General features: G+C 68.8%; 9 protein-coding genes. 6 read left to right on the top strand and 3 right to left on the bottom strand.

Annotated elements, in window-relative coordinates:
- Nucleotides 1-88 precede the first annotated feature (88 nt).
- Nucleotides 89-1,351 carry a hypothetical protein gene (locus ABZ004_RS12615; protein WP_355679940.1) on the top strand — a complete coding sequence of 421 codons (1,263 nt, stop codon included), beginning with the start codon at nt 89-91 and terminating at the stop codon, nt 1,349-1,351.
- A gap of 40 nt (nt 1,352-1,391) precedes the next feature.
- Here the strand turns inward: ABZ004_RS12615 and ABZ004_RS12610 are convergent, their stop codons facing one another.
- Complete coding sequence (locus ABZ004_RS12610) at nt 1,392-5,129, bottom strand: S8 family serine peptidase (RefSeq protein ID WP_355679939.1); 3,738 nt, start codon at nt 5,127-5,129, stop codon at nt 1,392-1,394.
- Nucleotides 5,130-5,365: 236 nt separating this feature from the next.
- Between ABZ004_RS12610 and clpB the strand changes: the two genes are divergently transcribed.
- From clpB to ABZ004_RS12590, 4 genes are all read left to right on the top strand, one after another.
- On the top strand, nt 5,366-7,948 hold the full coding sequence (gene clpB, locus ABZ004_RS12605; RefSeq protein ID WP_355679938.1) for an ATP-dependent chaperone ClpB: 2,583 nt from the start codon (nt 5,366-5,368) through the stop codon (nt 7,946-7,948).
- A 67-nt stretch (nt 7,949-8,015) separates the two neighbouring features.
- Complete coding sequence (locus ABZ004_RS12600; RefSeq protein WP_355679937.1) at nt 8,016-8,483, top strand: hypothetical protein; 468 nt, start codon at nt 8,016-8,018, stop codon at nt 8,481-8,483.
- Nucleotides 8,468-8,836 (top strand): ArsC/Spx/MgsR family protein, encoded by a 369-nt coding sequence (locus ABZ004_RS12595; RefSeq protein ID WP_355680021.1) that lies wholly within the window; start codon nt 8,468-8,470, stop codon nt 8,834-8,836. The genes ABZ004_RS12600 and ABZ004_RS12595 overlap by 16 nt, the downstream gene beginning before the upstream one ends.
- Before the next feature lie 548 nt (nt 8,837-9,384).
- Nucleotides 9,385-11,211 (top strand): hypothetical protein, encoded by a 1,827-nt coding sequence (locus tag ABZ004_RS12590; protein WP_355679936.1) that lies wholly within the window; start codon nt 9,385-9,387, stop codon nt 11,209-11,211.
- A 34-nt stretch (nt 11,212-11,245) separates the two neighbouring features.
- Here the strand turns inward: ABZ004_RS12590 and ABZ004_RS12585 are convergent, their stop codons facing one another.
- The gene (locus ABZ004_RS12585) at nt 11,246-12,397 is read right to left on the bottom strand and encodes a pyridoxal phosphate-dependent aminotransferase (protein WP_355679935.1); all 1,152 of its coding nucleotides are present in this window, start codon (nt 12,395-12,397) and stop codon (nt 11,246-11,248) included.
- 24 nt (nt 12,398-12,421) lie between these two features.
- On the bottom strand, nt 12,422-12,865 hold the full coding sequence (locus ABZ004_RS12580; RefSeq protein WP_355679934.1) for a MarR family transcriptional regulator: 444 nt from the start codon (nt 12,863-12,865) through the stop codon (nt 12,422-12,424).
- 93 nt (nt 12,866-12,958) lie between these two features.
- On the opposite strand from ABZ004_RS12580, the gene ABZ004_RS12575 reads away from it, so the two are divergent.
- Entirely contained in the window at nt 12,959-14,506 is a 1,548-nt protein-coding gene (locus ABZ004_RS12575; RefSeq protein ID WP_355679933.1) for an MFS transporter, read from the top strand.
- Nucleotides 14,507-14,533 lie beyond the last annotated feature (27 nt).

Here is a 14,533-nt window from a genome sequence, read left to right as displayed (position 1 = left end):
ACCGTTGGCAGCAAAGTCATTGACTCGAACTGACGGCGGGCAAAAGGATCTCTGCTACGCCCCTTCCGCCCGAGAACGAGGTCTGCCTGTGCGTAAGTTCGCTGTGGTTCCTCTTGCCCTCCTCTTACTGTCTGTTGGATCGATCGCTCATGCCGCGCCTGCCGCGGCCACCTACTACGTCGATGCGGCAGCCGGTAACGATGCCGCCAACGGGATCACGGCCGGTACGGCGTGGCGCAGTCTGGCCAAGGTCAACACTGTCGCCCTGCACCCGGGCGACACGATCAGCTTCAAGCGTGGTGGGTCCTGGAACGGGACGCTGACACTGTCGGCCTCCGGGACCGAGGAGGCGCCGATCGTCGTCGGGGCCTACGGCACCGGCAATCTGCCGAAGATCGGCGGGCCGGTGACCAACTGCGTGCACGTCACCGGATCCCACCTGGCGATCGGCGACCTGCGGGCCAGTGGCTGCGACTGGGCCGGGTTCGAGCTGGCCGGTGACGACATCGTGCTGGACACGGTCCAGGCCGACGCCAACGTGGTCGGCGTCTCGATCGTCGACGGCTCCGACAGCAACACGATCCGCTGGAGCACGATCAAGGACAACACCAAGATGAGCAAGCTGACGCCGAAGGAGGTCAATCCCGACGACGATTCGGGAGCCTTCGGCGTACTGGTGCACGGCAACGACAACGTGATCAGCCGCAACGTGATCAGTGGGCAGTACGCGTTCAGCTACGACTACGGCTTCGACGGTGCCGCGGTCGAGATCTTCAACGGCAACCGGAACCTGATCGAGTACAACACCACCAGCGACAACGAGTCGTTCACCGAGCTGGGCCGCAACGGCACCGGCAAGACCGCCGACGGCAACGTCTTCGCCTACAACAGCGTCACCTCGACGAAGGCGCAGGGCGCCTTCCTGGTGACCCGCGGCGCGCGCAGCAACATCGGCCCGGTCCGCGGAACCGTGGCGGTGAACAACTCGGTCTCGATCCCGAACGGCGACGGCTGGAGCTGCGACGCCGGCTGCGGCGCGGGCATCCTCAAGCTCCGCAGCAACGTCATCAAGGTCGGCAAGAAGGTCGGCTACGAGGACGCGTTCGACAGCGGCGACCCCGCCGAGAGCGCCGACGAGGACCGCAGCGTGTACGCCGGGAGCGTCTACCAGTTCGCGCTCGGGCCGAACTCGGTGAAGGCCGATCCGCTCTTCACCAGCAGCACCGATCTGCGCCTGAAGGCCGGCAGTCCGGCGATCGGCCGTGGTGAGAACGCCGGCTTCCCGTACGACCTGGCCGGCAAGCCGCTGGCCGGGATCACCAGGTTCGACGCCGGGGCATACCAGTTCTGAGTAACGGGTGGAGCCGGGGGAGCGGCTCCACCCTTCGGCGCTACTTCAGACCGTAGGCCTTGGTGATCTGCTGCTCCAGCTTGTTGCCATCGGCATCGGATGCGGTCAGTCGCAGCGACGGTGCGTGGCCGGCCTGAGCGGTCGGATGCGTCACCGTCGTCGTGTAGCTGCCGTCCGAAGCCCTTGCCAGCGGCAACTTCGTCCACGTCGTGCCGTCGTAGGAGAGCTCCAGCGTCGGCACGGCGAACTTGGCGGTGGCATTCGACCCCACCTGGTGCCGCAGCCCCAGCGTGAGCTTGACGGGCTGACCGGTCGGCACCCGGTTGAGGTCATCGGCCTGCGGTACGTCGAGGTCCGCGAGCACCAGCGGCATCAGCTCGTCTTCGCCGCCCTTCGACTTGAACGTCCAGACCGACTTGATCTGCGTGGAGTACAGCCAGTAGTCGGTCTCCCGTTTGGCGTCCAGAGTGAACTTGTACTCCGCCGCGTCCGCCGGTACGTCGACGAAGACGCCGGCCTCCTCGGACGACGACCCCACCTCGACACCGTTGCGCTCCAGTGAGGCGTTGTATTCACCGGCGCCGTAGAAGTCGGCGTACTCGTCCGGGCCGTGCCGGAACGGACTGACGGCGACCGACAGCCCGCCGTACATGCGGCCGACGCCCACGACGGACTTCCGCGTCGGCAGGCCGCTGTTCTCCACCGGAGCCACCCAGCGCTCGGTGGTACGGCTCCCGGCCCGGTAGGTCTTCTCCGGAGTGTTGACCCCTCCGTTGTCTCCGCCGTTGTCGAGGACGAGGAGGCTCGACCAGGTGAGGTTGCCACCGCCCAGTACGTACGACGTCCGGTGGAACGGAGCATCGAGGACCGGCGGCAGCCAGCTGCCGAAGTCGATGCCGCCCGGTGAGCGAGCGGTCCGGCTCTCCGAGACCTTGGTCCCCGGCGTGTGGGCACCGAAGACCTCGTCGACTCGCGCCAGCTGGTCCGGCCGGGCGTCGATGCCGGCGCCGGCCGGGATCCGGTTCTGCCAGGCCTTGGCGAGGTCGTAGACCACCGGTGTCGAGGCGGTGCCGACGACCTTGACCCGGCCCGGCCCGGTCTTCAGCTGGTCGAGCAGTTGCTGCGCGGCCACCCGGCTGGTGCGCATAGCCGGGATGGTTGCGTCCGGCTCGTCGCCGTACGCCCAGAAGGAGAAGACGCCGCCCTGCCCCGGGCGGTCCGGGTTGTAGACCAGCGCCGCCGCGGCACCGGCCCGCTCGGTCACCTTGACCAACTCACCGACCGGGCGGGGATCGCTGTCCTGGTAGCGGATCAGGGCCAGCTTGCCGCGGACGTCGCCCAGCGCGTCCGGGTTCGCGGCGCCGGCGTCGGCGACTGCGAGGGTCTTCGTCCCGGCGAGCCGCGGTCCGAAGTAGAAGTCGAGGACCGGGAACGCCGCGCCGCCGACGACCTTCGCCTGGAACGGCGGAACCTCCAACCGCCCGCCGGTGGCGAACTCGCTGCTGCCGGTGACCGTCTGCGGCGTCGGCGTGGCGCCGAGGATGCGGGGTGCGCCGGTCACCGAGACGCCGACGCCACCAGCGATGAGTCCGTCGGTGTTCTTCTGCTGGTAAGTGATTCCGCGCTCCCGGAAGGTCAGGTCGCTACGGCCTTGGACGCCGACGTCGACCACCTTGGTCTTCCGGGCGTCAAGGGTGACGGTGCTGTCCTTGGTCAGCGTGACCTCGTTGCTGGTGACGAGGTCGATCCGCTCCAGCGTCGTATCGGTGGCGCCGACGCTGAAGGTGGACGATGCCTGGTACTTGCCGGGCGGGATGCGGACCGTCGCCGTACCGTTCACGATCGGTAGGCCGAACGGCCCCAGGTCCACCGGCGCGCCGTCCAGGTGGCTGAGCACCAGGTTGCCGTTGGCGGCTGCGCCGTTGTGGTCGAGACCCTTGATCGTCAGGGTGTAGAGCTCCGGTTCGGCGTACCAGCCGATCGTGGTGACGATCGGGTCGGCGCCCGCTGCGGTCGCGGTGACCCGGCCGGAGACAGCACCGGTTCCGGCGGCTGCACGGTCGGCAGTCACGGTCACCTTGGCCTCACCACCCGCCGGTACGACGAGTTGGTTCGCGCTGAGCTGAGGAGTCGCCGCTGCCGGGTCGGTCGAGGCGGCGAGGTCCAGCGTCACCGCAGTACTGCCCGGGTTGCGGTAGGTGAGTTCGCGGCTGACCTTGTCGGTCGTGGGGTAGGGCCAGCGCAGTACGCCGAGCTCTAGTTCTCCAGTGTCGACAGTGACGCTGTTGTCGGTCGCCTGGTCGGCATCGACGCGTCCGGCGCCCTGTTCGTCGACCTTGCTGCCGAGCTGGGGGTCGGCGGTCGAGATGAGGCGGGCCTTGAGCTGTGCGGCCTTCCAGTCCGGGTGCGCCTGGGCGACCAGGGCGGCCGTTCCGGCCACGTGGGGTGAGGCCATCGACGTACCGGAAAGGGTCGTGTAGTTGTCGTCGACTGGGGTGCCGATCACCGCGTCCGCGGCCTTGGCGGCGACGATGTCCGTGCCGGGTGCGGAGATCTCCGGCTTCAGCGCGCCGTCGCCCTTGCGCGGGCCACGGCAGGACGTGTCGTTCAGCGATCCGTCCCGCTGAAGGTTGCCGACGGCAAGTGCATCGTCCGCGGCGGCGGGACTGGAGACGGTCTGCGGCTCGGGCGCGAAGCAGTTGCCGGCCGCGATCACGAACAGCGCCCCGCTGGAGCGGCTGATCCGGTTGACCGCCTGGGACAGGTCGTCGGTGCCGTCGCTGGCATCGCCGCCGAGGCTCATGTTGATCACCGAGGCGCCCTGCGCGGCGGCCCACTCCATCCCCGCGACGATGCCGGAGAAGTCGCCGAAGCCGTTGTCGTCGAGGACCTTGCCGTTCAGCAGGGTGGCATCGGGAGCGACGCCCTTGTACTTGCCGCCGGATGCGGCGCCGTTGCCCGCGGTGATGCTGGCGACGTGTGTTCCGTGACCGAAGTGGTCACCCGCGTCCGGTGCGGCGGAGAAGTTCTGGGTCGCGCCGATCCGGCCGGCGAAGTCCGGGTGGTTGGGGTCGATTCCGGTGTCGAGGACGGCGACCTTGACGCCCTTGCCGGTCAGGCCGCGTTGCCAGGCGGCCGGCCCGCCGATCTGCGGCACGGACTGGTCGAGGCTCGCCTTGACCTGGCGGTCGAGCGAGACGCGCTGGACGGTGCCTGCGACGCGCTCGGTCGTACCCGTCGTGAGCGACTGCCAGAAGTTGGTCGCGGAGGTCTTGGTGATCTGGGCGCTCTTCGCGCCGAGGCTGGTCAGTACCCGGGTCTTCGCGGCCCCGGGGATCTGGGTCTCTTTGGCCCGGGCGAGCGCGCCGGCCGGCGTACCGGCGTACCGGATGATCACCGGCATGGTCTTGGAGTGCGCGTCGTCGCGATGCTCGGCGATCAGTGTGGTGACGTCGAAGAGGGCGCGGTCGAGCCGGCCGTTCGCGACATCGGCGGTGGCGGCCGACGGTACGACGTACGTGTGCCGGCCGTCGTAGGTGATGGACGCGGCGTCGGAGCGGCTGCCCTTGGTCGGCTCGAAGCTGACCTGGTCGGGCTGACCGGTCCGCGGCGTGACGACGACCCGGTCGCCGGTGATCAGCGTGATCCGGGTCGTGGCGGCCGGTGGGTTGGTGGGGGACTGGGCTCGGGGCGGTGCGCCGAGGGCGGCAGGGGTGGTGGCGGCACTCAGCATCAGGCCGAGGCTCACCACCGGCGGGATCCAGCGTTGGGACGGCAAGAAGTCCTCCAGACAGGCGGAAACAGGTCTCTCTCGGAAGACGGGATCTGGAGGGTGAATGGTTCGCTTTTCGAAGCTTCTCGAAATGTCGACGGTCGGTGATGGAGTGGTCACTGCCGGCGTCGGGGAACCCTGAGTTATCCCCAGGTTTCCCGAGAGTTGAGTGGAATGGACTCAAGTCTGGATAAGTTATGAGTAGTAAGACTTGTCGTTTGAGCTTGAGAGGCTGGAACCAGATGGACGTTCAGCGGTTGACGACGCTGGCCCGGGAAACCCTGTCGGTCGCGATCCGTCAGACCTCCGCGGCGGGCAATCCGACCGTGGAACCGATTCACCTGTTGTCGGCGTTGCTCGCGCAGCCCGAGGGGACCACGGTCGGTCTGCTCGAGGCCGCCGGAGCAGATGTCGACGCGGTACGCCGCCGTACGGCGGAGCAACTGGCCCGGTTGCCGAAGACGAGTGGCGGCAGCGTCCAGGCGCCGAGCCTGTCCGGCAAGACGAGCGATGTGCTCAACCAGGCTGAGCAGCGGGCGCTGGGGCTCGGGGACGAGTTCGTCTCCACCGAGCATCTGCTGATCTCGCTGGCCACCGTCGAGGGGGTCGCCAAATCGGCGCTTGACGTGACACCGGATGCACTGCTGCAGGCGTTCGACGCCGCGCGGGGCAATCGGCGGATCACCTCGCCCGAGGCGGAGGGGACCACCAAGACGCTGGAGAAGTACGGCGTCGACCTGACCGAACGTGCCCGCGACGGCAAGCTCGACCCGGTGATCGGGCGGGATTCCGAGATCCGCCGGGTCGTCCAGGTGCTGTCCCGGCGGACCAAGAACAACCCGGTGCTGATCGGTGAGCCCGGCGTCGGCAAGACCGCCGTCGTCGAGGGCCTGGCGCAGCGGATCGTGGCCGGTGACGTGCCGGAGTCCCTGCGCGGCCGGCGGCTGATCAGCCTCGACCTCGGCGCGATGGTGGCCGGCGCGAAGTACCGGGGTGAGTTCGAGGAGCGGCTCAAGGCGGTGCTGACCGAGATCAAGGAATCCGACGGTCAGGTGATCACCTTCATCGACGAGCTGCACACCGTGGTCGGCGCCGGTGCGTCCGGCGAGGGCGCGATGGACGCCGGCAACATGCTGAAGCCGATGCTGGCGCGTGGTGAGCTGCGGATGATCGGTGCGACCACGCTCGACGAGTACCGGACCCGGATCGAGAAGGACCCGGCGCTGGAGCGACGCTTCCAGCAGGTGTTCGTCGGTGAGCCGTCGGTCGAGGACTCGATCGCGATCCTGCGCGGGCTGAAGGAGCGCTACGAGGCGCACCACAAGGTCGCCATCTCCGACAGCGCCTTGGTCGCTGCCGCGACGCTTTCCAACCGGTACATCTCCGGCCGGCAGCTGCCCGACAAGGCGATCGACCTGGTCGACGAGGCCGCGTCCCGGCTGCGGATGGAGATCGACTCCTCGCCGGTCGAGATCGACTCGCTCCGGCGGACGGTCGACCGGCTGAAGATGGAGGAGCTCGCGCTGTCCCGCGAGGAGGACGCGTCGTCGCAGGACCGGCTGGCCCGGCTGCGTGCCGACCTGGCCGACCGCGAGGAGGAGCTGCGGGCGCTCGAAGCCCGCTGGGAGAAGGAGAAGTCCGGCCTGAACCGGATCGGTGAGGTCAAGGAGCGGATCGACGAGCTCCGCGGCCAGGCCGAGCGGGCCCAGCGCGACGGCGACTTCGAGACCGCCTCACGGATCCTGTACGGCGAGATTCCCGAGCTGACCAAGGAGTTGGAGGAAGCCTCCGCCGAACCTGAGGTGGCAGATGGCCCCGACGCGATGGTGAACGAGGAAGTCGGTCCGACCGAGATCGCCGAGGTGATCGCGATGTGGACCGGGATCCCGACCGGGCGGCTGCTCGAGGGCGAGACCGGCAAGCTGCTCCGGATGGAGGACGAACTGGGCCGGCGGCTGATCGGCCAGCGCGAAGCGGTGAAGGCCGTGAGCGACGCCGTCCGCCGGGCGCGGGCCGGCATCTCGGATCCGGACCGGCCGACCGGGTCGTTCCTGTTCCTCGGCCCGACGGGTGTCGGCAAGACCGAGCTGGCGAAGGCGCTGGCGGACTTCCTGTTCGACGACGAGCGGGCGATGGTCCGGATCGACATGTCGGAGTACGGCGAGAAGCACAGCGTCTCGCGGCTGGTCGGTGCGCCTCCGGGGTACGTCGGCTACGAGGAAGGCGGGCAGCTGACCGAGGCCGTCCGGCGCCGGCCGTACTCGGTGATCCTGCTGGACGAGGTGGAGAAGGCGCATCCCGAGGTCTTCGACATCCTGCTGCAGGTGCTCGACGACGGTCGGCTGACCGACGGGCAGGGTCGCACGGTCGACTTCCGGAACGTGATCCTGGTGCTCACCAGCAACCTCGGCTCGGCGTACCTGGCGGACATGTCGATCGACGACGCGCTCAAGCGGGACCAGGTGATGAACGTGGTCCGGCAGTCGTTCAAGCCGGAGTTCATCAACCGGCTGGACGAGATCGTGCTGTTCGACGCGCTCGGCAGCGAGGAGCTGACCAAGATCGTCGGGCTGCAGATCGCCGCGCTGCAGAAGCGGCTCACCGACCGGCGGATCACGCTGGAGGTCGGCGAGGACGCGATGGAATGGCTGGCTTTGACCGGGTACGACCCGGTCTACGGCGCCCGGCCGCTGCGCCGGCTGGTGCAGTCGGCGATCGGCGACGAGCTCGCCCGCGGGCTGCTGTCCGGCGCGATTCGGGACGGCGACACCGTGCGGGTCGGGCTGAACGAGGCGAAGGACGCGCTCGAGGTCACCGCGGCCTGAGCTGTTCGATGGCCGGGACTCCTTCGGGGGTCCCGGCTGTCTTTGCGTGATCTGCGAGGATCGGGGCATGAGTGAGCAGCCACCGCCGGAACGACCTGGCCCGTACGGCGGGGTCTACGGCGAGCAGCCCTCTGCGTTCCGGCCGAACCCGTATTCGTCGGTGCCGGCCAGGATGCCGAAGCAGGTGAAGATCGCATCGGCGATCTCGCTTGCACTGGGGGTGCTCACCATCCTGCTCGGGCTCTTCGCGCTGACGTCCGCCGGCAAACCGATCACCAAGACCCTGACCGGCGACGAGGATGCCCAGAACGTGGTGCTGCTAGCGGCCCTGCTCTGCAGCGCCGCCTACATCCTCCCGGCGATCTTCCTGCGCAAACAACGCCGCTGGGCCCGCACGACCTTGATCGTCGTCGCCGCCCTCGGCATCGCCGGCAGCATCACCTCGCTCCCCGGCGGCCTGCTCGGCCTGGCCCTGCACCTCACCTTGCTGATTCTGATGCTCCAAACCCCCACCAAGAACTGGTTCCACCGCTGACGGAAATCTGGATCAACCCCGCCTGCTCCAAGTGCCAGGCCGCCACCACCGCCCTCGACGAGGCCGGCGTCTCCTACACGGTCCGCCGCTACCTCGACGACCCACCCACCGCCGAGGAATTCTCCGAGGTCCTCACCCGCCTGAACCTCGACCCCTGGCACGCCGCCCGCCTCAACGAACCCGCCGCCACCTTGTTGGCCGACCTGCCCCGAGACGAGGCCCACCGCGCCGACTGGATCGCCCGCATGGTCGCCAACCCCATCCTCATCCAACGCCCCATCATCACCACCGACGACAACACCACCGCCATCGCCCGAGACCCAGAAACCCTCTCCCGCCTCCTCGGCCCTTAAAACAAGGCGTCTTCCCTGGTTCTCTGCCGCCGGATCGCCTCGCAGGCGGTGCCTCCACACGGTGTGGTCGGTCTCGCTCAGGGCGAGCAGCTTCGGACCGTTCGCGCCGCTGGATGGGGTGGACGGCCGGACGAGAGCGCGCGCGAATGACCAAGTAGCCGGCGAATGGCAGCCGCCTCGCCCGGCGAGCGCGAGACTCTGAGCTGGTCCGACCATTCTGGGTCCGCGTCGCCCATCGGCTCAGCCTCCTCCTCGGCAGCGTTCCTCGCAATCACCTCCGGCGCGAGCAACCACCTGACGGGAACTCGTCAGCCGCAGCAGGAATCGGCCCGCCGCGACCTCAGCGGCCGAGCCGGCCCTGCCAGTCGCGCCAATGGGCTCGGGTGGTTCGGGAACGTTGCCTCCGGCAACCATTGGCGTCTAGCCGGACTCAGATGCCTACACGTTTTGGCGGTCTGGTCGGGTGTGATGTTTCCCCTTGTGGATAAGGCGAAACTGCCCTGGTCCTGGTTTGTTGCGCTGCACTGCGGAAGCGTATAGTCGAACACATGTTCCCCATCGAGTTCGCTGACTGCGACGCCGCCGAGACCCTCGCCCGGGTCGAAGCCGCTCACGCGCGTCAGCGGCGATGTGAACTCGACCAGATCCTCCTCGCCCAGCACTACGCCGCCCTCCACCCGGTCCCCACCCACAACCCCGGTCTGCCCGGCGGTGAACGCGCCCACGTCTACGGTGGTGAGGGCTGCCCTCAGATCGCCGAGTTCGCCCCCGCCGAATACGGCGCCGTCACCGGAGTCTCCGCGTTCTCCGCCGCCCGCTTCCTCGGCCAATGCGTCGCGCTACCCGCCCGGTTCCCGCTCACCTGGCAACGCGTCCTCACCGGCCACGCCACCGCCTGGAAAGCCCGCCAGCTCGCCCAGGACTGCGTCACGCTGTCCCTGGAAGCCGCGAGTATCGTCGACCACCGCGTCGCCGACATCATCGACACCGTCACCGGCCCCCAACTGGCCACCATCAAAAAGACCGCGATCTGGGACGCCGACCCCGAAGCCGCCCGCGCCAAAGCCGAAGCCGAAGCCAAGGAACGCGGCGTCTGGGTCGGCCGCACCGACAACCACGGCACCACCACCTTGTTCATCAAGGCCTGCACCGGCGGCATCTTGTCCCTCAACGCCACCATCACCCAACTCGCCGAAGCCCTCGCCGCCACCGGCGACACCAGCACCCTCGACCAACGCCGAGCCAAAGCCGCCACCCTCCTAGCCGACCCCGAACTAGCCACCGACCTCCTCACCGCCGCCCACCACCTCCCCACCACCAACCCCGCGTCCAGCACCGAACCCGCCCCCACCACCGAACCGCCCGCCAGCACCGAACCCGCCCCCACCACCGAACCGCCCGCCAGCACCGAACCGGCAAGCACCAGCCACAATCCGCCCGGTACCAACCACACCGGAACCGTCTCCGACCAGACCCGCCAGGCCCATCACACCAGCCAACCCGGGCCGGACCACCTCAACCGCCCGCACCAGTTCCCCGAGCCCAGCCCGAACGACGAGGCCGACCGCGACACCCCACCCCCCAACACCCCCGATCACCCCCTCGGCCAAGCAGTCGCCCTCCCGGCGGCACCAAACCCACACCACCCTCCCAGCCAGGCCCAGGCACGCCGCGCGGAGGAACCACCCCGCGCGGGTGAACCACCCCGCCTGGGTGAACCACCCGAGCCGGTCGACAACCCTGCCCCGGACGGCATGGACGCTGCGGCACGCCTGGAACTACGCCGCAGACTCGAAACCATCCGACGCGACCCCGCCAACCGCGGCCGCCGGACCTTTCAAACCGTCCTCACCATCCACATCACCGACGAAACCCTCCGTACCGGCCAAGGCATCGCCCGCATCGAAGGCTACGGACCCGTGTACACCCACCAACTCGAAGAACTCCTCGGCCACCACCGCATCGTCGTCCGCCCCGTCAACGACCTCAACACCCCCATCAGCGTCCACAGCTACGAAATCCCCGACCGCCTCCGCGACCAGATCAACCTCCGCTACCCCATTGAGCAATTCCCCTACGGCACCACCGAAACCACCACCGCCACAGACCTCGACCACATCCAGCCCTACCACCCCGCAAACACCGAACCACAAACCCGCACCGACAACCTCAACCCACTACGCCGCTACAACCACCGACTCAAAACCCACGGCGGCTGGACCGTTCACCGCATCAACCCCCACACCTTGGAATGGACCACACCTCACGGCTACCAATTCCACGTCGACCACAACGGCACCCACCCCATCCCCAACCGCGCAAGGAACCGCCGACCACAAGACCGGCCGCCACACCGCCCAGCACCGGACGCCTGACAGCTGCCGGCCCCGCGGCGCCATCGTGGGACTATCAGAGTTTGCTGAGGCGGGATAGGGCTTCTTGGAGGAGTTCGGGTTTTTTGCAGAAGGCCCAGCGGACCAGGGGGCGGCCGGCTTCGGTGTTGTCGTAGAAGACCTGGTGGGGGATGGCTACTACGCCGACCTTTTCGGGGAGTTGGCGGCAGAATTCGATGCCGTCGGTGTGGCCGAGGGGGCGGATGTCGGTGGTGACGAAGTAGGTGCCCTGGGGGCGGTGGACGCCGAAGCCCAGGGAGGCGAGGCCGTCGCAGAGGAGGTCGCGTTTGGCCTGCATCGTGGTGCGGAGGGTGTCGAAGTACTCGTTGCCTAAGGCAAGGGCATCGGCGACGGCGGGCTGGAACGGAGCGCCGGAGACGTAGGTGAGGAACTGCTTCGCCGTGTTCACCGCGGTCACGACCGACGGCGTACCGGTGACCCAGCCGATCTTCCAGCCGGTGACCGAGAACGTCTTGCCCGCGCTGCCGATCGAGACCGTGCGCTCAGCCATTCCCTCGTACGCCGTGAGCGGCCGGTGCTGGAGTCCGTCGAAGATGAGGTGCTCGTAGACCTCGTCGGTGATGACGACCAGGTCGTGTTCGACGGCCAGCGCCGCGATCCCGCGGAGCTCGGTGTCGTCGAGCACGGTGCCGGTCGGGTTGTGCGGCGAGTTGATCAGTAGGACCTTCGTCCGCGGCGTGATCGCGGCCCGGAGTTCGTCGAGGTCGAGCCGGAAATCGGGCGCCCGCAACGTGACCGGCACCCGGCGACCGCCGGCGAACGCGATGCAGGCGGCGTACGAGTCGTAGTACGGCTCGAGCGCGATCACCTCGTCACCGGGTTCGACATAGGCGAGCAGAGCGGCGGCGATCGCCTCGGTGGCGCCGGTGGTGACGAGCACCTCGGTGTCGGGATCGTAGGTCAACCCGTAGAACCGCTGCTGGTGATCGACTATCGCCTGCCGCAGGGCGGGGATGCCGCGGCCGGGCGGGTACTGGTTCGCGCCGGCCCTGATCGCCGCGATCGCCCCCTCCAGCAGCGAGTCGGGTCCGTCGATGTCGGGAAAGCCCTGCCCGAGGTTCACCGAGTTGGTCCGAACGGCGAGCGCCGACATCTCGGCGAAGATCGTCGTCCCGAGCCCCTGCAGCCGCACCGCATGATCACGCATGCTCCGACCCTAACCGCTCGCCCGTCAGGGCTCGTCGATAGTCACTTCTGGATCGACCATGCGTTGGAGCCAGGCCCGGGCGGCGGCGCGGTCGGCGGCGGTGAGGTCAGCCTCGAGTTCGGCCTCGACCGCGCGGACGGCGGGGCCGGCGGCGGCGAGCCGGGCCTTGCCGCCCTCGGTCAGGTAGACGAGCTGGGAGCGCTTGTCGTTCGGGTTCGGCTGCCGCTCGATCAGGCCGGCGCGCTCCAGCCCGGTGATCAGCTCGTTCGCCGACTGGCGGGCGGTGCCGACCTTGCGGGCGATCTCGGCGATGGTCCGGCCGGGCTGGTGGCTGAGCATCAGCAACGTCCCGTACTGCGGAACCGACAGCTCGTGCTCGGCCAGCGCGACCGCGACGGCCGATCGCATGCTCAGCCAGGCGTGCCGCACCAGGAAGGTGACGCAGTCGGTCTCCTCGACGTAGCTCATGCCGCCATTCTGCCCGGTAGGATGATTGACAGGTTCCTGACGATCGTGCGACGCTGAGTCCCGTCAGGAACCTGTCAATCATACGGAGTCGACGTGGAGCTTGTCGATCACCGGCGGCAACGCCGGATCCTTTCCATCCTGGTGGTGTCGGCGATCCTGATCTGGATCGACGCGACCGTGCTCGGTATCGCGCTGGAGCGGCTCGCCGATCCGGTCGACGGCCTCGGCGCCACCCCCGGGCAGCTGCAGTGGGCGCTCGGGATCTACTCGCTGTTCTTCGCCACCGCCCTGTTCGCCGCCGGCGCGCTCGGCGACCGGTACGGCCATCGCACCGTGCTGATGACCGGGATGGCGCTCTTCGGTGTGTCGTCGGCGTGGGCCGCCTGGTCGCCCGGGCCGGTCTCGCTGATTCTGGCCCGCGCGCTGATGGGGATCGGCGGCGCGATGATCATGCCCAGCTCGATGGCGATCATCGGCGCGACCTTCCCGCCCCAGCGACGGGCCGGTGCGATCGCGGCCTGGTCGTCCTCGGCCGGTGTCGGGGTGGCGACCGGCCCGGTGCTCGGCGGGCTGCTGATCGACCACTTCTGGTGGGGTTCGGTCTTCCTCATCAACCTGCCGCTGGTCGCCGCCGGCCTGGTCGGCGCGGCGCTCGTCGTGCCGAATCCGCGCAGTCCGCAGCGGCGCCGGCTCGATCCGCTCGGGCTCGGGTTGTCGACCTTCGGCCTGCTCGGGGTGGCGTACGGCCTGATCGAAGGTGGCCAGCGCGGCGGCTGGAGCCGGTGGCAGGTCTGGGGCAGCATCGCGGCCGGTGTCGTCCTGATCGCCGGCTTCCTCTACTCCGAATGGAAGGAGAAGCAACCCAGCTTCGACCCACGGCTGTTCCGCAACCGGCGTTTCGCAGCGGGCAACTTCGGTCTCGCCGCCCTCTTCCTCACCATCACAGGTCAGAGCCTGTACGTGACTTTCTACCTGCAAGGTGCTCGCGGCATGACGGCACTCCATGCCGGACTGCTCTCCCTGCCAGGTGCGCTCGGCGTCGTCATCGGGGCACCGCTCGGCGCACGGTTGGCCCGTCGCTTCAGCATCGCCGCGGTCTCCGGTACGGCGCTCGCCGCGTTCGCCTTCTGCCACGCGATGAACCTGACCTACGTGATCGACACGCCCCTGATCTGGTTCTGCGTGGTCGGCCTCGTCGCCGGTGTGGCCATCGGCGCGGCGGTCGCACCGACCTCGGCGGCGATCCTGGCCGCGCTCCCGGTCGACCGGATGGGCGCCGGATCGGCCGTGAGCAACGCGATCCGCCAGGTCGCCAGCGTCCTCGGGGTCGCGGTCCTCGGCACGATCCTGTCGAACGTCTACCAGCACTCGATCGCACCGTCGCTGGCCGGCCTTCCCGCTGGTGCACGGGAATCGGCGGAGGGCTCGGCCGAAGCAACCCGGCGTACGGCGGCTGCGCTCGGACGGCCCGAGTTGGTACACGCGGCGAACGACGCCTTCATCCACTCGATGCACATCGCCGCCGTGACGGCCGCTGGCTGCGCGCTGATCGGCGCGGCGGTGATCATCATCGCGTTCCGGAAGCGCCGTAGTACGGCTGCCGACGAGGAAGTCGCGGTGCCGGTCGCTGTCGAAGGCTGACCGAGTGCGGTGGGTCGGGGGCGGACC

It is taken from the genome of Kribbella sp. NPDC006257 (assembly GCF_040613535.1).
In the GTDB taxonomy this organism is placed as follows: domain Bacteria; phylum Actinomycetota; class Actinomycetes; order Propionibacteriales; family Kribbellaceae; genus Kribbella.
This window is presented reverse-complemented; position numbering and strand designations above follow the sequence as displayed.